Below are 22786 nucleotides of genomic sequence, written 5' to 3'. Positions count from 1 at the left end.
TTTTGGCTTCAAAGCCAGTTGCGGCGCTTGAAGTAGAGGTAGGGGGCAAGACCGGCAAGGATCATAAAGATAATCGCGCCGGGATAGCCGAAGCTCCAGTGCAGCTCGGGCATAAACTCGAAGTTCATCCCATAGCTTGATGCCACCAGCGTTGGCGGCAGAAACACTACCGATACCACCGAGAAGATCTTGATGATTCGGTTCTGCTCGATATTGATAAAACCCATTGCCGCCTGCATCAGGAAGTTCACCTTCTGGAACAGGGATTCGTTATGCGGCAGCAGCGATTCGATATCGCGCAGGATCTCGCGCGCCTGCTCAAGCTGACCCGCCGGTAAACGCGCTTTACGCACCAGGAAGTTCAGCGCACGCTGGGTATCCATCAGACACAACCGCACTTTCCAGCCGATATCTTCCTGCTCCGCAAGCGTCGAGAGCGCTTCGTCATACTCATCGCCCTGCTGCCCTTCCATAATGACGCGGCTGAGCTTTTCCAGATCGCTGTAGATGTTTTCAATCTCATCCGCCAGCTGTTCGATTTTGGTTTCGAAGAGATCGAGCAGCAACTCGTAGGCGTTGCCGTCAACCATCTCCTGGCTGCGGGCGCGCATACGGTAGAGACGAAACGCGGGCAGTTCGCGCTCGCGCAGGGTAAAGAGACGCCCTTCGCGAATGGTGAATGCTACCGTTGAGTTGCCTGCGTGATCCTCTGCATCTTCATAAAAGAAGAAGGAGTGGATGTGCAGACCATCTTCGTCTTCGAAAAAACGCGCCGAGGCTTCGATGTCTTCCAGTTCAGGTCGCGTAGCCAGATTCTGGCCCAATTCCGTTTGCACGCGGGTACGTTCATCATCGTCCGGCTCGACCAAATCAACCCAAACCGAGCTGGCGAGGTGTTTGATTTCGTCAGCCTCAAGACGGCTTAAACGATTGTTTTCCAGTTGAAATGCGCTCAGCATGGCCGGGACTCCCAATGCAAAAAATATCGGACAGTTCGCAGGGCACACAAGAAACAATTGGGGTTTCAGACCATTAAACAGTCTGACTCAGCGCGACGGGGATAAAGCGGGTCGCCGACAACCTCTAAGGCCATCAGCGTGAGGAGAAAGCCTTAGGAGTTGTTCCTGAAATCCAGGAAATTGAGCCAGCATCTACTGGGTGTGTCCAAGGCGAATGTCCTCTTAGCGTGATCGTGCGCGCATGTTACGCCAGCACTCAGGAGGCGTCAACACGCAACGAAACGCTAAAGAGCAATATTTGCCCTTCAGCGTATAAGGCTAGCAGAATATTACAAAATGATGATATTTTTCTGAAGGTTACACGGTTTCGAGCTTCGCATAGGCGGCGACTAACCACTTAATACCCTGCCCCTGGAACGCCACCTGCAAGCGGCTGTGCTCGCCGCTGCCTTCCATATTCACCACCGTGCCTTCGCCAAATTTGGCGTGGCGCACGCGCTGACCAAGCTTATAGCCCGTATCGCTCTGCGCCACCGGCGTGCCCATCCGCTGATGGCTGACCGGACGGCTGATGCTGGCGCGCAAACGCACCTCTTCAACACACTCTTCCGGCAGCTCGCCGATAAAGCGCGAAGGGCGGTGATAAACCTCTTTACCATACAGCCGACGCGTTTCCGCGTAGGTTAAGGTCAGTTTTTGCATCGCGCGCGTGACGCCGACATAGGCCAGACGGCGCTCCTCTTCCAGACGGCCGCCCTCGTCAAGGGACATCTGACTCGGGAACATCCCCTCTTCCATGCCGACAATAAACACCTGCGGGAACTCAAGCCCTTTCGCCGAGTGCAACGTCATCAACTGCACCGCGTCCTGCCAGGTGTCCGCCTGCCCTTCGCCCGCTTCCAGCGCCGCGTGGGAGAGGAACGCCTGCAGCGGCATTAAATCTTCATCTTCTTCGTTGTAGCTGAACTGCCGCGTTGCGGTGACCAGCTCCTCTAAGTTCTCAATTCTCGTCTGGCCTTTTTCACCCTTCTCCTGCTCGTACATCGCGCGCAGGCCGGAATCGCTGATCACCCGGTCGGTTTGCACATGCAGCGGCATATCCGCCGTCTCCTGCGCCAGCGCGTCGATTAGCTCAAGAAAACGCTGCAACGCGCCCGCCGCACGGCCCGCCAGCGCTTTCTCTTGCAGCAGCTCGCGGGTCGCCTGCCACAGCGTCAGCTGGCGCTCGCGGGAGGTCTGGCGAACAACGTCTAAAGTGCGATCGCCAATGCCGCGCGTCGGCGTATTCACCACGCGCTCATACGCGGCGTCATCGTTACGGTTAGCGATCAGGCGCAGATAGGCGAGCGCATCTTTAATCTCCTGACGTTCGAAGAAGCGCATGCCGCCATAGATGCGATAGGGCATGCTCGTCTGCAGTAACGCCTCTTCCAGCACGCGCGACTGGGCGTTGCTGCGATAGAGGATGGCGCACTGCGTCAGTTGGCCGCCGTTGTCCTGCCAGGCTTTGATGCGATTAACCACGAAACGCGCTTCATCCAGCTCGTTAAACGCGCAGTAGAGGGAGATTGGCTCGCCGGCGGTCCCTTCGGTCCACAGCTTTTTCCCCAGACGCCCGTTGTTGTTCTCAATCAGGGCGTTGGCGGCGCTCAGAATATTGCTGGTAGAGCGGTAGTTCTGCTCAAGACGAATGGTTTGCGCGCCGGGAAAATCGGTGAGGAAGCGCTGGATGTTCTCCACCTGCGCGCCGCGCCAGCCGTAGATCGACTGGTCATCGTCGCCGACAATCATCACCTTGCCGGTATCGCCCGCCAGCAGGCGGATCCACGCGTACTGAATGTTGTTAGTATCCTGGAACTCATCCACCAGGATATTGGTAAAGCGTTCGCGATAGTGCTGCAGAATATGCGGTTTGTTCAGCCACAACTCATGGGCGCGCAGCAGCAGCTCAGCAAAATCGACCAGCCCGGCGCGATCGCACGCCTCCTGATAGGCCTGGTAGACCTTCTGCCAGGTCTGCTCCACCGGATTGCCGAAGCTTTGAATATGGTGCGGGCGAATGCCCTCATCTTTTTGACCGTTGATGTAGTACATCGCCTGGCGCGCTGGCCACTGCTTCTCATCAAGGTTCATCGCTTTGATCAGGCGCTTGAGCAGGCGCAGCTGATCTTCGCTATCGAGGATCTGGAAATCCTGCGGCAGCTTCGCGTCCATATGGTGCGCGCGCAGCAGCCGGTGCGCCAGCCCGTGGAAGGTGCCGACCCACATGCCGCCCTGGGTGGTACCTATCAGCTGGCCGATACGGTGGCGCATCTCCGCCGCCGCTTTGTTGGTAAAGGTGACCGCCATAATCGAGAAGGGCGAGCAGTTCTCTACGGTGATCAGCCATGCGATACGGTGCACCAGCACGCGCGTCTTGCCGCTTCCCGCTCCCGCCAGCACCAGCATATTGCTGCGTGTCGCCGCTACGGCGTCGCGCTGTTTGTCATTGAGGCTGTCGAGCAGATAAGAAACGTCCATAGGTACCGTCGCGTAGTCATCAGGAATTGAACAAAACGCCGGTGGCGCTTCGCGTACCAGGGTCCGGTTTGCGTGGGCGTATTCGCGCCGCGCCCGCCACCAAAACCCTGGTATTTTATACAGAACAATGGGTGATTATATCAGCGTAGTGAGGGATGCCAACCGCGAAATTTCCATATGCGGCAACAGGCGGCTGTCGCTGGCTTGCAGCAGATCTGCGCCCTCGGGTTTGATCCAGCAGGCCTGCATGCCGCAGCGGATCGCGCCCGCAACGTCGGTGGTGAGATCGTCGCCAACGTGCAAAATGTTGCCAATAGGCACGCCAAGACGCTCAGCAGCGAGGTGATACATATCGCTGAAGGGTTTTGAGCGCCCGTCCGGCCCGGCGCGCAGAACAAATTTGAAATAGTCGCCGAGCCCGAACAGCTCCGGCTGCGCATTACCGTTAGTGATCGCCACCAGCGGCCACTTTTCTGCCAGCTTCGCCAGCGTGTCGTGAGTCTCGTCCGGGACATCAATACGGCTGCGCCAGTGCGCAAAGTTGGCCATGGCGGCTTCGGCACCGGCCGCGGCCTCTGCTGCCGTCAGCCCGGCATCGAGCATAGCGCGCTCAACGGCGCGTCGCCGCCACTCGGTGACATCGTGGTAGATATCCGGCTCGGTTTCGCGCAGCGCCTGGCGCAGGCGCTTGAATTCGCTGTTCTCCAGCGTGCTGAGCGCCGGGTGGTAGCCCTGCAAAAAGGCCAGCGACTCCTGCTCTGTACGCTGGATCACCAGCCGGTTGTCATAAAGGGTGTCGTCCAGGTCGAAAGTGATCGCCGAGATCTCGCCTGGTGGGCGGTAAAAACGCATTATTTCCCCCGTTTTGCGCGCGGATGCGCCGCATCGTAGACCGAAGCAAGGTGTTGAAAATCAAGATGGGTGTAGATCTGGGTGGTGGATAAATTGGCGTGCCCGAGCAGCTCCTGCACGCCGCGCAGATCGCCGCTCGACTCCAGCATATGGGTGGCAAAGGAGTGGCGCAGTTTATGCGGATGCACATGGCTGTTCAGCCCCTGCTTGATGCCCCATTCGGCAAACCGTTTCTGCACGTTGCGCGCCGAGATGCGCTTGCCGAGCTTTGAGAGGAACAGCGCATCGTCCTGCGCGCCAAACAGTTCGCGCAGATCGAGCCAGTGCTCAACCCAGCTCACCGCATTGCGGCCTATCGGCACGCGGCGCTCTTTGCTGCCTTTGCCGAGCACCCACACTTCGCCGCTCTCCAGATCGAGGTGTTTGATATCGAGATTGACCAGTTCAGACAGACGCAGGCCCGCGCCGTACATCACTTCCAGCATCGCGCGGTCGCGCACCGCCAGCGGATCGTTAATGTCGATCTCCAGCAGGCGGTTTACATCATCGACATCGATATTTTTCGGCAGATGGCGCGCGGCTTTCGGCGCCGAGATCCCTTTCGCTGGGTTGGCGGGCAGTTCGCCCTGGCTCACCAGCCAGTCGAAGAAGCTGCGCAGTGCCGAGAGCCGTAGCGCGAGACTCGCCGCGCCCAGCCCTTTGCGGCGGCTGCGGGTGGCAATCGAGCGCACCGTGGCAGCATCGCACTGTTGCCAGCTTTTAAGGCCGAGATCGTCCGCCATCGCCATAATGGCGTCCAGCTGGCGCTGATAGTTGCGCAGGGTGATCGGGCTGAGCTGGCGCTCAACGCCGAGGTAACGCAAAAAGCGGGTAACGAGCGGGCAGAGCGGCGAAGCGGTCATGCGCGCGCGATCCAGCGCTCAAGCAGATCCGGCAGCATCTGCGCGATCTCCTCCAGCAGCTGGGTACCCTGGCCATGTTGATAATGGTGCGGATCGCGGCTGCTGAACAGCACCACGCCGAGCGAGCCATCTTGCCCCATCAGCGACATCGCCACTGATCCGATGGCTTTCGCTTCCGGCAACAGCAGCAACAGCTCCGGCCCGTTGAGCGATCCCAGATAGTGATGCTGGTGGCCAAGGCGCTGAATGCGCAGTGGCTCAAACGCCTGACGCGAGAGGGAGAGATGGGTATAGCGCGACGGCGCGCCGAGACGCCAGCGATCCGGAAAGAGGCGCACCGTGGCGCCCGCCAGCCCTAAATCACGCGCCCAGCGGTGCAGGCGGTTCAGCATCTCATCAAGGCTTGGCGCGGAAGCCAGCCGGCTTTGCAGACGCAGCAGGCGATAAAAGAGCCCTTCGTTGGCGCTCGCCTGCTCCATCAACAGCGTCATGTTCTCTTCCAGCGCGTTGATGTGGTTGCGCGAGCGCGCCATATGCCACTCCACCAGAGAAACCGTGTCGCGCACCGCATGCGGCACGCGCATCTGTTCCACCAGCCGCGCGTTACGGATAAAGAAGTCAGGATGGCGCACCAAATAGTCGGCAACGGTCTGATCTTCCAGCTCCGTCAGCGTCTCCTGCAATTCTTCCCCTGGTTGCTTCATAGATGAATAAACCCGTCATAGACATGTGCCGCCGGGCCAGTCATGTACAGCGGTTGGCCCGGGCCTTTCCAGGCGATATCAAGTCGACCGCCCGGTAACTCCACACGAACGCTTTCCGCCAGCAAGCCTTGCTGAATGCCGACGGCAACGGCTGCGCAGGCACCGCTTCCGCACGCCTGCGTTTCACCTGCGCCGCGCTCGAAAACGCGCAGGCGGATATGATCGGTTTTGACGACCTGCATAAAGCCGATATTGGCGCGCTCAGGAAAGCGCTCATGGCTCTCCAGCACCGGTCCCAGCGTCTCTACCGGCGCGTTTTCCACGCTATCGACCTGGATAACACAGTGCGGGTTGCCCATCGATACGACGCCGCAGAGCACGGTTTGTTCCGCCGCGCGCATAATATAGGTCTTCTCAGCTTTGTTCGCGCGAAACGGCACCTGCGACGGTTCGAAGTTCGGTTCGCCCATATTAACGCGCACCAGCTCATCTTCCGTTACGCTCAATACCATACGCCCGTTCGCCGTACTGACGCGAATGTCACGTTTATTGGTCAAACCTTTCAGACGCACAAAACGGGCAAAACAGCGCGCGCCGTTGCCGCACTGCGACACTTCGCTGCCGTCAGCGTTAAAAATACGGTAGTGAAAATCGAGTTCTGGATCGTAAGGAGGCTCAACCACCAGCAGCTGATCGAAGCCTACGCCAAGATGGCGATCCGCCAGACGACGGATCAACTCCGGGGAGAAAAAGAGATTCTGCGTCACCGCGTCGACGACCATAAAATCGTTGCCAAGGCCATGCATCTTTGAGAACTGCATTATCTACTCCATTTACGCGGGTACAGAGCGGTAACGTCAATAATTCACCTGGGTCGGCGAGCCGGTATCGCCCCGATCGTTACTATTTGGAATAGTAGGCTGGATCGTGCTCTCCTGCGTTTTGGTTGGCGGCGGCGCGGTTTTATCGGCCGGAGGGAAGTAGAGCGGCCCTTTCAGACCACAGCCCGTCAGGCTGAACAGAGTCAGCACTACGGCCAGCGTGCGAAACAGATCTTTCATTATCGTTGCCTGTGAGTTCATTCTTACTGCGCTCTATCATCGCAGGAGAAGACACAAAAGCAAGAGTTTGCACGTTTAGGGCAACGGGAAATGTTTCGCGTTATACTGCGGCCATCATAAAAAATAGGAAAGCAGAATGAACGATTCAGAATTTCATCGCCTCGCCGACGGCCTGTGGCTCACCATCGAAGAACGCCTGGATGACTGGGACGGCGATAGCGATATCGACTGTGAAATCAACGGCGGCGTATTAACCCTCAGCTTTGAGAACGGCAGTAAAATCATTATTAACCGTCAGGAACCGCTACACCAGGTGTGGCTGGCGACAAAACAGGGCGGTTACCATTTCAATCTCAAAGGGGATGAGTGGGTCTGCGATCGCAGCGGCGAAACCTTCTGGGATCTGCTGGAGCAGGCGGCAAGCCAGCAAGCAGGCGAAAGCGTCACTTTCCGCTAAGACGCACTGCCCGGGAGACCGGGCAGCAATATCAGGAGAAGTACTGCTGCAACAGCGGTGCGGCGTTATCCTGATTGGCTGGCGATGCGGTGCTGATCGCCTGGTTGCGGAACGGAATCACCTGCGCGCGCCCTTCAACATTCACAATCTGGTAGAACTGCGGCAGGTTGAAGTTGATAAAGCTTGAGCCGTAGGTAAAACGATCGTGGGAGGAGGAGAAGAAGCGGCTCACGTCGCGCACCAGCTCCTCTTTGCTGCCTTCGCAGTGGTGATACACTTCGGCGCGGTTGCTCTCATCCAGAATATAGATGTTAAAGCCCTCTTCCCCCGCCTCTTCAAAGAAGAACTGAATAATCCCTTCGCTGGCAAAACCATCCACCACCGCCGGTAATTCGACGTGGTTGGTCTCCACCTGCACTGACAAACCATGCAGCTTGTTGTGGGAGATGGCACCGTAAAACTCGATAGCGTTTTCCAGCTTCTGCACCGAAACGTTCACGCGCTCGAAGAACAGGCCCCAGGTTTGCCCCGCCACGCGCAGCGCTTTAAAGCGCCCGGTTTCGTGACGCGTCGTCGAGAGGCGCAGTTCGATACATTCAGAGACCAACTGCTGCACGCGGGTGCGGATCAGGCCACGCAGATGCTGGCTGTAACAGAAGACTTCGACGCTGTCCGGCGGCGCGGCATCCTGGTGCATTTTGCCGAGGATGGTTTTCAGCGCTTCAATCATCGCCTGCTCGCCGTTGAAGTGCAAAGTACGCACTTCGTTCCACGAGTTGCGGTAGAGCAGATCGACGCTGCCAACGAGGCAGTTTTGCTGCTCGCCGAAGCTGAAGACATCAAGCTTACGGAAATCAAAGTGCACCACCTGGTTACGGAACGCCGCGGTCGGGTCGTACTCCAGGTTGACGATAATCGCCAGATGGCGGATTTCGCACGGGCTGTAGAGCGCTTTCGGCGTCGGCGCAGGTAGGCGCAGCGGGAAGTGGTGCGAGACATCAGCAACCATCTCCTGCAGCTTCGGCAGATCGACAATGCCGTTGCCCTTAATAAACAGGCGCGTACGCGATGTCAGCAGGCCATTGAACCACGCCCAGGCCACCAGCTTATTCAGGTAGCGGTTATACTCCAGCGGCTGATGGCTGACGATGGAGTCCATGTTCGGCGCACGGTTGTAGAGATACCAACCGGTACGGTTGGCGCGGCCCGGCGGCACATGAATAAAGGTTAAGTTCGGTTCGGAGAGATCCGGTGAAATCTGCGGGTTCACCAGCGTCACTTTGCCCGGCAGCGCTTCAAACGCTGCGTAGAGTTTACGGGTTAATACCCCGATATCCTGCGGGCTGGCGGAGACGCTCAGGTTATTACGGCGGGCAAAGCGGATCAGGTTACGGTAGCTCTGCATCATCGCATCAAGCAGCTCATTGTGCGCTTCGCGCACCTGATCGATTTTCCAGTTGGCGCGGTTATCGAGCATTGCGAGGCGCGCTTCGTCCCAGCCCCACTCTTTCACTAACTGCGTGATCACCTCGCGGCGCCAGCCGACGCAGGCGCGTTCGCGGCTCAGTTTTTCACACACTTTTAAGTAGAAACATCGACGTACCAGGTCAAGACGCGTCGGATCCTCAATCGCTTCCAGATAGTGGGTGACGCGCTCAAGCATCATGCAGTAGTGATCGAGACCGAAGGAGACGATCTCACCATCGTGCAGGCGCTGTTTGATATCTTTCGCCAGCAGGCGGGTATTCGGATATTCCCAGGAGTAGGCTTCGAGCAGCAGGGTTTTCAGCACCGCTTTATAGGGCGAGTCGATACTCTTATAGAGCTGCCATAGGCTGGCACCGAAATACTCTTCCGCCGAGAGCGAGCTTAAGCCGCCCAGATCGAGCCACTCGTTCGGGGTCAGCACGCCCTGCGCGTAAAGCGTCATGACGTAATCGTCGTAATTCTCCTCTTCGTCGCCCGGCACCATATTCCACAGAATACGTTTACCTGCCAGGCGCACGGCGGTGCGGTAGAACTCATCGAGCAGTAAAATGTGCTGCGTTGAGCCGCAATCTTCGCCGCCGAGGCTGCCGCTTTCATTATGGCGGAAGCGGTTCTCATCAATCAGGAAGAAGCTCACTTCCACGCCAAGGGAAGCCGCCCAGCTCTCCAGCAGGCTGCATTTACGCTGTAACAGCTGGCGCTCGTCGTTATCGAGCCAGGATTGGTGGCAGACCCAGATATCGAGATCGGAAGAGCAGCTCTGCCCAACCGAAGAGGTGCTGCCCATGGAGTAGACGCCGGTGATCGGCAGTTCGCCGGTCGGCGCATCCTGCGCAGGCAGGCCACGGTTCAGCTCAAGTTCGTTCAGGTAGTGGAGTTGGTTTTCATCAGGCGTGTAGAGGCAAATGCCATTGGGAACGTTACCGTCAAGGTAGCCAGGCATCAGCGGATGGTGATAGTGCAGTAATGTCGGCAGCAGACTGTAAACCTGCTGAAAAGCAGGGCCCATGGCAGCAAGCGCGCGATCCACACGCAGTTGATTAATGGCATCCAGTCGCTGTTTCAGCGTCTCAATATAGAGGTACAAGACATATCGCCTGATGTTTTATACACACCTTCATGCTGATGTTTTGTAGGCCGCAGCTTGAAAAGGGGTGCGTAGACAGAAAATCCAAAAGTAGCCGTTGCCCTTTTTTCGTCGTTATCGTTATGGGAGGACAGACGAAAAAATGGTCTAAAACGTGATCAATCTAACACCTTGCTCATTGACCGTAAAGAAAGATGCGCTACAAACCAGTTTAGCATTAAACGCACTCTGTAAATTCCGAATTACATCCCGCGCTGCGCCTGTTGCGCGGCGCGAGACCCGCAATCGACCGTGAACACTGACACCCTAATGCAACAGTGTTAGGATGGTCAACGGACGAAATTGACGGTATCAAGCATGGTAGACAATGTTTTAAGAATTGCCACACGGCAAAGCCCGCTTGCGCTCTGGCAGGCACATTATGTAAAAGCGCGCCTTGAAGCGAGCCATCCGGGGTTAGCCGTTGAGCTGGTGCCGATGGTCACGCGCGGCGATGTGATCCTCGATACGCCGCTGGCGAAAGTGGGTGGCAAAGGCCTGTTCGTCAAAGAGCTTGAACGGGCGCTGCTCGACAACCACGCCGACATCGCCGTGCACTCAATGAAAGATGTCCCGGTCGACTTTCCCGATGGACTCGGTCTGGTGACGATTTGCGAACGCGACGATCCGCGCGACGCCTTTGTCTCTAACCGTTATAAGTCTCTGGACGAACTGCCCGCAGGCAGTATTGTCGGCACCTCAAGTTTACGTCGCCAGTGTCAGCTGGCTGCGCTGCGCCCCGATCTGGTGATCCGCTCGCTGCGCGGCAACGTTGGCACCCGCCTGAGCAAGCTCGATAACGGCGAATACGATGCGATTATCCTCGCCGTCGCCGGTCTTAACCGCCTGGGTCTTAGCGATCGCGTACGCTGGGCGCTGCCGCCGGAAATCTCACTCCCGGCCGTAGGCCAGGGCGCGGTAGGCGTTGAGTGCCGTCTTGACGATGCGCGCACCCGCGCGCTGCTGCAGCCGCTGAATCATGATGAGACCGCAATCCGCGTTAAAGCCGAGCGGGCGATGAATACCCGTCTTGAAGGCGGCTGCCAGGTGCCAATCGGCAGCTATGCTGAATTGATTAACGGCGAGCTCTGGTTGCGCGGGCTGGTTGGCGCGCCGGATGGTTCGACGATGATACGCGGCGAGCGTCGCGGCCAACCGGAAGATGCGCTAAAAATGGGCATCTCGCTGGCCGAAGAGCTGCTGGATAACGGCGCGCGCGCCATTCTTGCTGATATTTACAACGGAGAAGCCCCCGCATGAGTATCCTGGTCACCCGTCCCTCTCCCTCCGGGGAAGAGTTAGTGAGCCGACTGCGCACACTGGGTTTGGTGGCCTGGAGCTTTCCGTTAATTGAATTCACGCCGGGTCGTGAACTGCCTTTATTACCCGGGCAGCTTGCCAGGCTCGGCGCGAATGACCTCGCTTTTGTGCTGTCGCAGCACGCTGTCTCCTTCGCGCATGCCCATTTGCAGCAGGCTGGCCTCTCCTTCCCGACGGAACCGGCCTGGTTTGCCATTGGACGGACCACCGCACTCGCGCTGCATACGGTAAGCGGTATCGATGTGCGCTACCCTCACGACCGGGAAATCAGCGAAGTGTTGCTACAATTACCTGAATTGCAAGATGTTCAGGGCAAGCATGCGCTAATCTTACGGGGCAACGGCGGACGCGAGCTGTTGGCGGAAACGTTGGCTGAGCGCGGCGCGAATGTTGAATTTTGCGAGTGTTATCAACGCAGTGCAAAATTTTATGACGGTGCAGAAGAAGCGATGCGCTGGCATACGCGGGGTGTCTCAACGCTGGTGGTCACCAGCGGCGAAATGCTGCAGCAACTTTTTTCACTTATTCCTCCCTGGTATCGGGAGAACTGGTTACTTCGCTGCCGCCTGGTGGTGGTAAGCGAACGTCTGGCGAACCTTGCCCGGGAACTGGGCTGGCAAGAGATTCAGGTCGCTGACAATGCCGACAACGATGCGCTGCTTCGCGCATTACAATAACTCTCATAATGGGAAGCCATAATGACGGAACACGAAAACTCCTCCGCCGTGGTTGAAGAGACCAAAGCGGCTGACGGCGTAACGCCGCCGCCGGAGAAAGCAGAGAAGAAGAGACGCGCTAACAGGACCAGCCTCGCGCTAAGCGCGATCGCCATCGCTATTGCGCTGGCATCGGGCGCCGGGCTTTATGGCTGGGTGAAGCATCAAAATAAAACCCTGCAGACCAGCAATGGCGAAATCGCCGACCAGCTGATCGCGCTACAACAGACGCAGGATAAGCAGCGTACTGAGCTGGAAGGGGTGATTAAGCAGCAGGCTGATGCGCTGGCGGCAGAAAAACGCCAAAGCGAAGCGCTGGCGAAGCAGCTTGATGAAGTTCAGCAGAAAGTCGCGACCATCTCCGGCTCCGATGCCAAAACCTGGCAGCTGGCGCAGGCTGACTTCCTCGTCAAACTGGCGGGCCGTAAGCTGTGGAGCGATCAGGATGTCACCACCGCGGCCGCGCTGCTGAAAAGCGCTGACGCAAGTCTTGCGGATATGAACGATCCGAGCCTGATTAGTGCGCGTCGCGCCATTACCGACGATATCGCCAGCCTCTCCTCCGTGACGCAGGTCGATTATGACGGGGCGATTCTCAAGCTGAACCAGCTCTCCAACCAGATCGATAACCTGCGACTCGCCGACAATAACGACGATGATTCGCCGATGGATTCCGACAGCGGCGAGCTCTCAAGCTCCATCAGCGAGTGGCGCGTTAACCTGCAAAAAAGCTGGCGCAACTTTATGGACAGCTTTATTACCATTCGCCGCCGCGATGAGACCGCCGTACCGCTGTTAGCGCCGAATCAGGATGTCTATCTGCGTGAGAACATCCGCTCGCGCCTGCTGGTCGCGGCGCAGGCCGTTCCGCGTCATCAGGAAGAGACCTATAAACAGGCGCTGGATAACGTGTCGACGTGGGTTCGCGCCTACTACGATACGGACGATGCGGCCACCAAAGCGTTTCTCGAAGAGGTGGATAAGCTCGGTCAGCAATCTATCGCCATGGAGCTGCCTGAATCGCTCCAGAGCCAGCCGATTCTGGAAAAATTGATGCAGACCCGCGTGCGTAATCTGCTCGCGCAGCCCGCTGTGCCGTCTGAACAGGCGCCCGCCGCGCCCGCCGATGCAGCGCAGGGAGAATAATCATGCTGAAAGTATTATTGCTCTTTGCACTGCTTCTCGCCGGGATCGTGCTGGGCCCGATGCTCGCCGGGCATCAGGGCTATGTGCTGATCCAGACGGATAACTACAACATTGAAACCAGTGTCACGGGTCTGGCGATCATGCTGGTGCTGACGCTGGTGGTCTTCTTTGCCCTGGAGTGGCTGCTGCGTCGGATCTTCCGTACCGGCGCGCATACCCGCGGCTGGTTTATGGGTCGTAAGCGTCGTCGCGCGCGCAAGCAGACAGAACAGGCGTTGCTGAAGCTGGCGGAAGGCGATTATCAGCAGGTTGAGAAGCTGATGTCGAAAAATGCCGATCACGCGGAACAACCGCTGGTTAACTATCTGCTGGCAGCGGAAGCCGCCCAGCAGCGAGGCGATGAAATGCGCGCTAACCAGCACCTCCAGCGTGCTGCCGAACTGGCAGAGAATGACCCGATTCCGGTCGAGATCACCCGCGTTCGTCTGCAACTGGCGCGCAATGAGAACCATGCTGCGCGTCACGGCGTCGATAAACTGCTGGAGATCGCGCCGCGCCATCCGGAAGTGCTGCGTCTGGCGGAACAGGCCTATATTCGCACCGGTGCGTGGACGTCGCTGCTCGATATCATTCCTTCGATGGCGAAAGCTAACGTTGGCGATGAAGAGCACCGCGACATGCTGCAACAGCAGGCGTGGATCGGCATTATGGATCAGGCGCGCGCCGATCAGGGCAGCGATGGTCTGAAGGGCTGGTGGAAGAATCAGAGCCGTAAAACGCGTCACCAGGTGGCGCTGCAGGTGGCAATGGCGGAGCACTTAATTGAGTGTGACGATCATGACACCGCGCAGGAGATCATCCTCGACGGCCTGAAGCGGCAGTATGACGATCGTCTGGTGCTGGTGATCCCGCGTCTGAAGACCAATAACCCGGAGCAGGTTGAAAAAGTGCTGCGCCAGCAGATCAAAACGCAGGGCGATCGCCCGCTGCTGTGGAGCACGCTCGGTCAGTCGCTGATGAAACACGGCGAGTGGCAGGAAGCGACGATTGCATTCCGCGCTGCGCTGAAACAGCGCCCGGATGCGTTTGATTACGCCTGGCTCGCAGACTGTCTCGACCGTCTGCGCCAGCCTGAAGAGGCCGCAACGATGCGTCGCGACGGCCTGCTGTTAACGCTGCAAAACAATCCGCCCGCTTAAGCCCTTCCCTTCGCGTTACAGAGTTTATCTGTGGCGCGAAGCCTCTTCCTCCCTCCATAAAAAAACGCCTGTCAGCATACACTGACAGGCGTTAAAACAGGTCTTTGACAACTAATGGGTGCTTCACTCAACGTTATGCCCATGGTGTTTGATGAGGCCGAAGCGACATCTCTCGGTGGACGATAAGCACCATAAAACGGCTCTGCGTCATTCCTGAGTTTATGAGGCCAGAAGGCGAACATAAGAGATGGAATGAGCATCTACGCCAGTATTATTGCACATAGCGTGCCAACCCCGCATTAAGAAATGTTACATCACGCAACCTTTTAAGAAACCTCTATATTCAGGCTGGTGGCGGGCAGAGAGCGCCTTCACACGCTTCTGCGCAGACACAATGTGTCGCTATGGAACGACATATCTATGCTCTTTTAAGTAAACTCTTTTTAATTAATAACTTACGTGTAGCTGATAGGCGACAACGCCTGATAAGAATGTCGCTGAAGAACAACAGAGGAAAATGAGGAAAACCTGAACCGCAGAAAACAAAAAACCCCGCTTACGCGGGGTTCAAAATTGGTCGGCGAGAGAGGATTCGAACCTCCGACCCACTGGTCCCAAACCAGTTGCGCTACCAAGCTGCGCTACTCGCCGTTTTTACTGCTTTTTGACTTTTTTGTTCAATCAAAGTTGTGGTGCGAGGGGGGGGACTTGAACCCCCACGTCCGTAAGGACACTAACACCTGAAGCTAGCGCGTCTACCAATTCCGCCACCTTCGCATCGCCACGAAACTTTTTACTGCTAAATAATGGGGTGGCTAATGGGACTCGAACCCACGACAACTGGAATCACAATCCAGGGCTCTACCAACTGAGCTATAGCCACCACTGTAAATCTGTTCACGCGGTATCGTGATAATTCACGAACCACCGCAGCTCAAGCGCCGGGTTAAAATGGCGCGCCCGACAGGATTCGAACCTGAGACCTCTGCCTCCGGAGGGCAGCGCTCTATCCAGCTGAGCTACGGGCGCGTAGCGCCGTTGCGGGGGTGGATAGTACGGACTTCGGGGGCAGCTGTCTAGTGCTTTTTTGAAGAAAAATGCGCGTTTGGTTATGCTTTGCGCACTTTGTCTCTTATTCACCCATCCGGGGCGTTGCCGCACGGCGATCGAAGCCAAATAGCTTATATACCAGCGTTACGGCTGCCAGGAAGATCACGCCGACAAACAGCGACATACGGGTGTCTTCATTGAATCCCATGCCAATCAGTACGCAGACGAGGAAGGCCATGGTGAGCCAGTTCGCCCACGGGAACAGCATCGAGCGGAACGGATGGCTGGCAATCGCCTCTTTGTGAACCTTGCGAAAACGCAGCTGGCTAATCAGGATCACGAACCACGGCACCATGCCCGGCAACACGCTGGCGCTATAGACATAGACAAACACGCGCTGCGGGTTAGGAATGATGTAGTTCAGGCATGAACCGATGAGCAGGATGATAATCGAGATAGTCACCCCCACTGCCGGCACGCCGTTTTTCGAGACGTTGGCAACCGCTGCCGGTAACTGGCGGTTCTTCGCCAGTGCATAGAGCATACGGCCACAGCTGTACATGCCGCTGTTACAGCCGGAGAGCGCCGCCGTCAGCACAACAAAGTTGATAATACCTGCCGCCGCGGTAATACCGATTTTCGCGAAGGTCAGGACGAACGGGCTGCCGTTGGTACCAATTTCATTCCACGGGAAGATAGTGACGATAACGAAGATTGCGCCGACATAGAAAATCAGGATGCGCCACAGCACCTTGCTTACCGCACTGCGCAGCGTCACCTGCGGGTTTTTCGCTTCACCCGCGGTAATACCAATCAGCTCAACGCCCTGATACGAGGCGACAACAATACAGAGCGCGGTGAGGAACCCTTTCCAGCCGCCGGCGAAGAAGCCGCCATGCTCGGTGAGATTGCTGAAGCCGATGGAGTGACCGCCATTGCCAAAGCCGAAGAAAATCACGCCCAGGCCCACGATGATCATCACAATGATGGTGGTGACTTTGATCATCGCAAACCAGAACTCAATCTCGCCATACAGGCGCACCGCCGCAAGGTTCGCCAGCGCCACCAGCCCAACGGCAATCAGTGCCGGTATCCACTGGGCGAGATCCGGGAACCAGAACTGGACATAGACGCCAATGGCGGTGATTTCCGAAATCCCTACCGCCATCCACATAAACCAGTAGGACCAGGCGGTGAGATAACCAAAGAAGGGGCTCATGTAACGATGAGCGTAGACAGCGAACGACCCGGCGACCGGTTCAAGGAAGAGCATTTCGCCCATCGAACGCATAATAAAGAAGACGAAAAGTCCGGCAATAATATAGGCCAGCAGAACTGACGGGCCAGCCCACTTCAGGGTGCTGGCAGCGCCCATAAACAGGCCAACGCCGATGGTGCCGCCAAGGGCAATTAATTCAATGTGACGAGACTCCAGCCCACGCTGAAGTTCGGGTTGTTTTTCGGCCATAAATCCTCTGTTGTATTTGCTTCTTGCTTCGCCCGCATCGCGGGTTATTGTTATGAGTTTCCCTCATCTCATCGCAGGCGATACTGCTCCGCCCCGCGAAAGGGAGGGCGCAAAATCAGCGCGGCGCTGCAATGAGAGAGCGAATGGTTTCTTAAATCGACGGAAATGGCAAACGATGTGTATAAAAAATCCTGGTAGCGCACAATAAAAGAGCAGCCAGAGAGGGAAAGGCAGCGCATTGCGCCGCCGGAGGGGTTCAGAGTTTTCCGCTGTAGTGCCAGCGTAAATAACGCAGCAGACGGAGCTGGCGCTTCAGGCGCGAAGGCTGCGACAGCAGACGGTATAGCCACTCAAGGCCGAGGTTCTGCCAGAATTTCGGTGCGCGCTTAACATGTCCGGTAAAGACATCGTAGGTGCCACCGACGCCCATATAGAGCGCATCGGGGTAGACAAGGCGGCAGTCACGCATAAAAATCTCCTGCCGCGGCGAGCCCATTGCCACGGTGACGATCTTCGCCCCGCTGTCACGAATGGCTGCGAACAGCGCCTCGCGCTGCTCGGGTTTGAAGTAGCCATCCTGGCAACCCACAACATTCACCCGCCACTGGTCACGCAGTTTCTGCACGGTTTGCGCCAGCACGTCCGGCTTACCGCCCACCAGGAAGACCGGCGTGCCCGTCTCCCCTGCCCGCGCCATTAACGCTTCCCACAAATCGGCACCCGCCACGCGGGAGACCTGCGCCTGCGGAAACTTTTTGCGTATTGAGCGCACGACGCTGATGCCATCGGCGTATTTAAACTCCGCCGCCTCAATCAGCGCGCGAACCTCGGCATCATCTTCCAGCGTCAGCATCTTTTCGGCATTGATTGCCACCAGCGTGCCCTGCTCTACGCGCCCGTCACCGAAGAGATGATCCAGCGCGTGGGGCATATCGCGCCAGCCAATCAACTTCAGGCCGCGCAAGTCATACAGCGGTGCCGCCGTCTTATCCGTCATGTTTGATCCTTTTACAACTGGGAGAGCGGTTTGACCGCGCGCGCACCGCGACGCTGTATCAACCCGGCGCTATCGAATAACCAGTACAACAGTTTCGCCGCCAGCAGGCAGAAAGCGAAAACGGCGAGGAAAAAGACCACACGAGAGGCGAACGCATCCAGCCCTTCACGCGCCAGCACAATCATGTTGAAGATCGCCCCGAAGCAAAAGCTGTGCAGGATCGCCGCCTTGTAGCGGTTCGTTTCCCGGTTGCCCAGGGCATAAACCCAGTCGAACCATTTGATGATAAGCCCCACCGCTGCCGCACCCAGCGGAATAAACCACGCGCCGCCCATCACCACTAAGGAGCCAATCAGCGTTGGCGAAATCGCCAGCCCTGAGTGGTTATTCAGCACTTCCCAGGTAAAGTAATTCGCGGTGTTAAGCACAACACCCGGGCGCGATGGCCACAGCCAGGTGGGGATAAAGACGTAGAAGTCGCGCACAATTGGCGCCAGCCCCTGAAACTCAATCTTGTCGTAGTTTTGCAGCAGCAGCGCGAGGTTTTCCCACGGCGAGAAGGTATCGCGCGTCAGGTAGAGGAAGGTGTAAAACGCTTCATCACCGCGCACATCCAGCCCGTAGCGTTTCAGCGCCAGCCAGAACATGCCAACAATGCCGAGCACGCCCGCCGCCGCCAGCATCCACAACGAGATCCAGCCGCGAATAATGCCGATAAACAGGAAGATGGCGAAGGCAATAATGATATTGGCGCGCGTACCGCCAACAATCATGTAGGTCAGCAGGCCAAACGCCACGGTGCTGACCAAAAAGAAGAGCCAGGTCTGGGCATTCTGGCGCAGAAAGTAGACCACCAGCATCGCCGGAATAAAGAAATAGAAGAGGCGCTTCAGCGCTACACCGGAGACTTCGCTGGAGAAAATCTGGCTATAGGAGTGTAGACGGAAGAGTAAAAACCCGTTGTGCATAAAGAAGATGCCAACGCTCACCAGCGCGATGACCATCAGGATCACCCACGTCAGATGCGCCTCTACCCGGTTAATGGTAAAGAGCGGACGGCGCGGCGTAAGCGAAGATGAAGCGCGCAGCCGCGTTTTATAGGTCACATAGTAGATGCCATAGAAGCAGGCCGCCGCCAGCAGCGTCTGCATCAGGATATCCGGCGGCGCAACGCCAACGTTGAAGCGGAACACCAGCACGCTGGTCAGCGGAAAACCGAAGAAGAAGGTCAGCAAAAAGAGCAACGAGAAGAAGACGTTAAAGTTAAAACGTACGCGGCGAAATTCGAACCAGGTGAGCGTGCCGATAAACAGCGTCGCCAACAACCAGATAACAAACAGTCCGCAAAATTCGAGTGGGCTCATCCGTTGATCCCCGCAGCGTTAAGGAGCGCGTTGTGCCACAGCGTTTCGTAATGTGGGCTGAAAAAGGCGATGGCGTTTTTATCCACCGCTAACAGCTGGCGGCGGGCCTCACGAATTACCGCCTCATCCAGCGCATCGCCGGTAAAGAGAACGGGAATACCCTCCGCCACCATATCGCGCCAGAAGGGGTTTTCGCGGTTCAGCACACAGGGCACGCCCGCCTGGATCAGCAGGCACATTGTGCCGATCCCCTGCTGGCGGGCAAAAATGAAATAGCCCAGATCGCACTGCGCGAGCAGCCCGAGATAGGCATCAAAATCCATTTTCTCATCGAGGATGCGCAGGTTGTCAGCGCTGAAGAGCGCCAGCCCGGCGTGGCGCACCGACGCGATATAAGCGTCGTTATTCGCCGGGTAGCCCATCGGCACAATGATATTAACCGTATCGCCAAACTGACGGTGGATCGCCTGCAAAGCAGCAATATGCTCATTACTCGCATCGCCCGAGTTGCCGACCAGAATCGTCAGCTTGCCCGTCTGCGGGCGTTCATCCGCCATGTTGTTCAGCGCCGGATCCATACGTGTTGGGAAGTAGAGCAGTTCACCAGGCACTTTAGGGTTACGTTCGGCAAACCACGCCAGATCGCCCCGAGTCGCAAAGATACGCCCTACGCGACGCTGCGCTAAACGGCGCAGCGGATAAAAGAGACGGAATTTCAGGCTGCGGGAGACTTCATACAGATCGGCGCCCCAGGCGTGCCAGTAGAACTGCTCGCGCTTGATAGCGCCTTGCAGCAGCGCCAGCCAGAGATCGAAATTGAACTGGCCGTGGAAGAAGAAGCGCTGCTGACGTTGCGCTTTCGCCCGCGCGATGACCGCTTTTGCCAGACTCTTTTTGTCGGGATAAAAATGCAGCGTCAGCGCGGGATAGAGCGTCCGCTGCGACTCGTCGCGCCCGACAACCATAAACTCGCGGGCATACTCTCCCGATGCCGCAAGATGGTCGTTAAAGAAGCGCAGCACAGTTTGGTTATGGTGTGGGATATCCGATCCCAGTATGTGAATCAGTGCAGTCATGCCTTTTTACGCCAAATCAAAAAAACGCCGCAACAAACAGCGAAATAGATAATGTAGGTGGCCATATAGGCCTGCGCCGCGCCCGCCGCGCCGTGCGCCGGAATAAGCCAGCGCGCGAAGAGCGTCAGCAGCGCAAACTGGCTTATTTCAGCCAGTATATAGAATCGCAGCGAGGCCTTCGCGATGACTAAATAGCCAAAGACGTAAGCCCCCACTTTCAATACATCCCCGATCAACTGCCAGGCGAAGAGATCGCGCATGGCGATAAACTTCTCGGAAAAGAGCAGCCAGATTGCTACATCGCGCAGCAGCCAGACGCCGAGACTCACCGCCGCCACGGCGGGAAGCACAAAGCGCAGTGACCTGCCGATTTCACGCGAGATCTCCTGCTTTGTCACCATCCGCGACAACGTCGGTAACAGATAGACGCTAAACGAGGCGGTAATAAACTGCAGGTAAGCATCCGATATCGTGCTTACCCCCTGCCAGATCCCCACGTCATCCCAGCTGTAGTGGGCAGCAAGTTGGTTTCGCATCATCACGTAAGCCAACGGCATCGTAAATGAGGTGATGAGCGCCATCAGGGTAAATTTACCCAGTTGACCTGCCAGCATACGATCCCACTGCGGCCTAAAGAAACGCAGCGGTATCGCTTTGCTTCTCAGCAGCATCGCCATCGCCGGGATCACCACCAGCGCAGGCACCAGCGCCAGCCCCAGCAGCGCACCCTGATAGCCGCCAATGCGGTAACAGAGATACCAGGCCAGCACGCCAATGAGGCTACCGATAATCAGCGACAGCGCATTCCCCGCCGCATCGCGGAACCCTTTCATTACCGCCAGCAGCAGGTTGGCCCAGGCGATGCCCATCTGTACCAGCGCGACTAAGCGCACAAGCCCCTGATAGTGGGTATGCCCAAACAGCCCCTGGCTGATGGGCGCGGCAGCGAGCAGGAACAGCAGCGCCAGCAGGGTTGAGAAGCCGAGCACCATCGCCGATGAGGTGCCGACAACCACGCGCAGACGTGCGGGATCGTCATGAGACTGCGCCACAAACTTAGTGACGCCATTAAAAATCCCCGCGCCCGCCAGTACGCCAAGCACGGTTATCAGCTGGCGAAAGTTACCCGCCTGTCCGACGCCGGATGGCCCGAACGCCATCGCCAGCAGTTTAACCACCAGCAGACCCGCGCCGATTTTGACCAGCGTGCTTGCGGCAGTCCAGAGCGATGCTTTTGCCAGTGACATATCAGCTGAAGTAGCTCAGAAGCGTGCTGATCACCGTCCGCTGATTGACCGACGCCAGGTTGTAGAAGAGCGGCAGGCGAAGCAACCGCTCACTCTCTTGCGTGGTATAGCGGTCTTCGCCGTGGAAGGTGCCGAACTTCTCGCCGGCCGGCGAGGCGTGCAGCGGGATATAGTGGAACACCGCCATAATCTCCGCTTCCTTCAGGAAGGCAATCAGCTTGCTGCGATCCGCTTCGTCGCGCAGCTTAATGTAAAACATGTGCGCATTGTGGCTGCACTCTGCCGGAATCGAAGGCAGTTCAATACGCCCGGTTTTTGCCAGCGGGGAGAGCGCATCATAGTAGTTTTGCCACAAGGCCAGCCGCTGCTGGTTAATGCGCTCGGCTGACTCCAGCTGCGCCCACAGGTAGGCGGCCTGCAAATCGGCCATCAAATAGCTGGAACCGATATCACGCCAGGTGTATTTATCAACCTGCCCACGGAAGAACTGGCTGCGATTGGTGCCCTTTTCGCGAATCACCTCTGCGCGTTCAACCAGCGCGCGATCGTTAATCAGCGTCGCGCCGCCTTCACCGCCCGCAGTGTAGTTTTTGGTTTCGTGAAAACTGAAGCAGCCAATATGGCCGATGGTGCCTAATGCCCGTCCTTTGTAGGTCGACATTACGCCCTGTGCGGCATCTTCCACCACGAACAGCTTATGCTTTTGCGCGATCGCCATGATGGTGTCCATTTCACAGGCAACGCCCGCGTAATGCACCGGCACAATCGCGCGCGTCTTATCGGTGATCGCCGCTTCAATCCGCGTCTCATCGATATTCATCGTATCCGGGCGGATATCAACGAAGACGATCTTCGCTCCACGCAGCACAAAGGCGTTCGCGGTGGAGACGAAGGTGTAGCTCGGCATGATCACTTCATCGCCAGGCTGGATATCCAGCAGCAGCGCGGCCATCTCCAGCGATGCGGTGCATGAAGGCGTCAGCAGGACTTTGGCGCTGCGAAAACGCTGCTCCATCCACTGCTGGCAGCGGCGGGTAAAACCGCCGTCGCCGCATAATTTCCCGCTGCCCATTGCCGACTGCATGTAGTCAATTTCCGTTCCTACTACCGGTGGTGCATTGAAAGGGATCATAG

General features: G+C 57.3%; 20 protein-coding genes and 4 tRNA genes. 5 read left to right on the top strand and 19 right to left on the bottom strand.

Annotation, left to right across the window (positions count from 1 at the left end; all coding sequences use genetic code 11):
• Positions 1 to 8 precede the first annotated feature (8 nt).
• From corA to IAE48_RS19565, 8 genes are all read right to left on the bottom strand, one after another.
• Entirely contained in the window at positions 9 to 959 is a 951-nt protein-coding gene (gene corA, locus IAE48_RS19595; protein ID WP_023479615.1) for a magnesium/cobalt transporter CorA, read from the bottom strand.
• A gap of 152 nt (positions 960 to 1111) precedes the next feature.
• Entirely contained in the window at positions 1112 to 1168 is a 57-nt protein-coding gene (gene ysgD / locus IAE48_RS24385; RefSeq protein WP_353656052.1) for a YsgD/CorL family protein, read from the bottom strand.
• Positions 1169 to 1316: 148 nt separating this feature from the next.
• Positions 1317 to 3479, bottom strand: a complete 2163-nt coding sequence (uvrD, locus tag IAE48_RS19590) for a DNA helicase II (protein ID WP_200135340.1) — start codon at positions 3477 to 3479, stop codon at positions 1317 to 1319.
• Between the two features lie 135 nt (positions 3480 to 3614).
• Positions 3615 to 4331 (bottom strand): 5-amino-6-(5-phospho-D-ribitylamino)uracil phosphatase YigB, encoded by a 717-nt coding sequence (yigB, locus tag IAE48_RS19585; protein WP_200135339.1) that lies wholly within the window; start codon positions 4329 to 4331, stop codon positions 3615 to 3617.
• The gene (gene xerC, locus IAE48_RS19580) at positions 4331 to 5233 is read right to left on the bottom strand and encodes a tyrosine recombinase XerC (RefSeq protein ID WP_200135338.1); all 903 of its coding nucleotides are present in this window, start codon (positions 5231 to 5233) and stop codon (positions 4331 to 4333) included. The genes yigB and xerC overlap by 1 nt, the downstream gene beginning before the upstream one ends.
• A complete protein-coding gene (locus IAE48_RS19575; RefSeq protein ID WP_042714298.1) occupies positions 5230 to 5937 on the bottom strand; it encodes a DUF484 domain-containing protein in 708 nt (235 codons plus the stop codon). The genes xerC and IAE48_RS19575 overlap by 4 nt, the downstream gene beginning before the upstream one ends.
• On the bottom strand, positions 5934 to 6758 hold the full coding sequence (gene dapF, locus IAE48_RS19570) for a diaminopimelate epimerase (protein WP_023479551.1): 825 nt from the start codon (positions 6756 to 6758) through the stop codon (positions 5934 to 5936). The genes IAE48_RS19575 and dapF overlap by 4 nt, the downstream gene beginning before the upstream one ends.
• A gap of 36 nt (positions 6759 to 6794) precedes the next feature.
• On the bottom strand, positions 6795 to 6998 hold the full coding sequence (locus tag IAE48_RS19565) for a lipoprotein (protein WP_042714296.1): 204 nt from the start codon (positions 6996 to 6998) through the stop codon (positions 6795 to 6797).
• Between the two features lie 136 nt (positions 6999 to 7134).
• On the opposite strand from IAE48_RS19565, the gene cyaY reads away from it, so the two are divergent.
• Positions 7135 to 7455, top strand: coding sequence for an iron donor protein CyaY (gene cyaY / locus IAE48_RS19560; RefSeq protein WP_200135337.1), 321 nt, complete (start codon positions 7135 to 7137; stop codon positions 7453 to 7455).
• Between the two features lie 31 nt (positions 7456 to 7486).
• Here the strand turns inward: cyaY and cyaA are convergent, their stop codons facing one another.
• Positions 7487 to 10030, bottom strand: coding sequence for a class I adenylate cyclase (gene cyaA, locus IAE48_RS19555; RefSeq protein ID WP_023479540.1), 2544 nt, complete (start codon positions 10028 to 10030; stop codon positions 7487 to 7489).
• 357 nt (positions 10031 to 10387) lie between these two features.
• Between cyaA and hemC the strand changes: the two genes are divergently transcribed.
• From hemC to hemY, 4 genes are read left to right on the top strand one after another with little or no spacing between them, the layout of a single operon-like run.
• Positions 10388 to 11329: a hydroxymethylbilane synthase gene (gene hemC / locus IAE48_RS19550; protein WP_054803676.1), complete on the top strand. Its 942-nt coding sequence runs from the start codon at positions 10388 to 10390 to the stop codon at positions 11327 to 11329.
• Positions 11326 to 12066: a uroporphyrinogen-III synthase gene (gene hemD, locus IAE48_RS19545; protein WP_200135336.1), complete on the top strand. Its 741-nt coding sequence runs from the start codon at positions 11326 to 11328 to the stop codon at positions 12064 to 12066. The genes hemC and hemD overlap by 4 nt, the downstream gene beginning before the upstream one ends.
• Before the next feature lie 21 nt (positions 12067 to 12087).
• The gene (hemX, locus tag IAE48_RS19540; RefSeq protein ID WP_200135335.1) at positions 12088 to 13251 is read left to right on the top strand and encodes a uroporphyrinogen-III C-methyltransferase; all 1164 of its coding nucleotides are present in this window, start codon (positions 12088 to 12090) and stop codon (positions 13249 to 13251) included.
• Between the two features lie 2 nt (positions 13252 to 13253).
• A complete protein-coding gene (hemY, locus tag IAE48_RS19535; RefSeq protein ID WP_042713026.1) occupies positions 13254 to 14450 on the top strand; it encodes a protoheme IX biogenesis protein HemY in 1197 nt (398 codons plus the stop codon).
• A 574-nt stretch (positions 14451 to 15024) separates the two neighbouring features.
• Here the strand turns inward: hemY and IAE48_RS19530 are convergent.
• The 10 genes from IAE48_RS19530 to rffA all read right to left on the bottom strand — a co-directional run bounded on the left by IAE48_RS19530 (position 15025) and on the right by rffA (position 22784).
• A tRNA-Pro gene (locus IAE48_RS19530) sits at positions 15025 to 15101 on the bottom strand.
• Positions 15102 to 15140: 39 nt separating this feature from the next.
• A tRNA-Leu gene (locus tag IAE48_RS19525) sits at positions 15141 to 15227 on the bottom strand.
• Between the two features lie 30 nt (positions 15228 to 15257).
• Positions 15258 to 15333: transfer RNA gene (locus tag IAE48_RS19520), tRNA-His, on the bottom strand.
• Positions 15334 to 15402: 69 nt separating this feature from the next.
• Positions 15403 to 15479: transfer RNA gene (locus IAE48_RS19515), tRNA-Arg, on the bottom strand.
• Between the two features lie 103 nt (positions 15480 to 15582).
• Positions 15583 to 16968 carry an amino acid permease gene (locus IAE48_RS19510; protein ID WP_200135334.1) on the bottom strand — a complete coding sequence of 462 codons (1386 nt, stop codon included), beginning with the start codon at positions 16966 to 16968 and terminating at the stop codon, positions 15583 to 15585.
• A 256-nt stretch (positions 16969 to 17224) separates the two neighbouring features.
• The gene (wecG, locus tag IAE48_RS19505) at positions 17225 to 17965 is read right to left on the bottom strand and encodes a lipopolysaccharide N-acetylmannosaminouronosyltransferase (RefSeq protein ID WP_042714907.1); all 741 of its coding nucleotides are present in this window, start codon (positions 17963 to 17965) and stop codon (positions 17225 to 17227) included.
• A gap of 11 nt (positions 17966 to 17976) precedes the next feature.
• The gene (gene wzyE, locus IAE48_RS19500) at positions 17977 to 19329 is read right to left on the bottom strand and encodes an ECA oligosaccharide polymerase (protein WP_200135333.1); all 1353 of its coding nucleotides are present in this window, start codon (positions 19327 to 19329) and stop codon (positions 17977 to 17979) included.
• Positions 19326 to 20405 (bottom strand): TDP-N-acetylfucosamine:lipid II N-acetylfucosaminyltransferase, encoded by a 1080-nt coding sequence (locus tag IAE48_RS19495; protein WP_200135332.1) that lies wholly within the window; start codon positions 20403 to 20405, stop codon positions 19326 to 19328. The genes wzyE and IAE48_RS19495 overlap by 4 nt, the downstream gene beginning before the upstream one ends.
• Complete coding sequence (gene wzxE, locus IAE48_RS19490) at positions 20402 to 21652, bottom strand: lipid III flippase WzxE (protein WP_200135331.1); 1251 nt, start codon at positions 21650 to 21652, stop codon at positions 20402 to 20404. The genes IAE48_RS19495 and wzxE overlap by 4 nt, the downstream gene beginning before the upstream one ends.
• A 1-nt stretch (position 21653) precedes the next feature.
• Entirely contained in the window at positions 21654 to 22784 is a 1131-nt protein-coding gene (gene rffA, locus IAE48_RS19485; protein ID WP_200135330.1) for a dTDP-4-amino-4,6-dideoxygalactose transaminase, read from the bottom strand.
• Positions 22785 to 22786 lie beyond the last annotated feature (2 nt).

Source organism: Kosakonia sp. S57 (assembly GCF_016516575.1).
Taxonomy (GTDB): domain Bacteria; phylum Pseudomonadota; class Gammaproteobacteria; order Enterobacterales; family Enterobacteriaceae; genus Kosakonia; species Kosakonia cowanii.
Note: the sequence above shows the minus strand (reverse complement) of the source record. Positions and strands in the feature narration are given on the sequence as shown.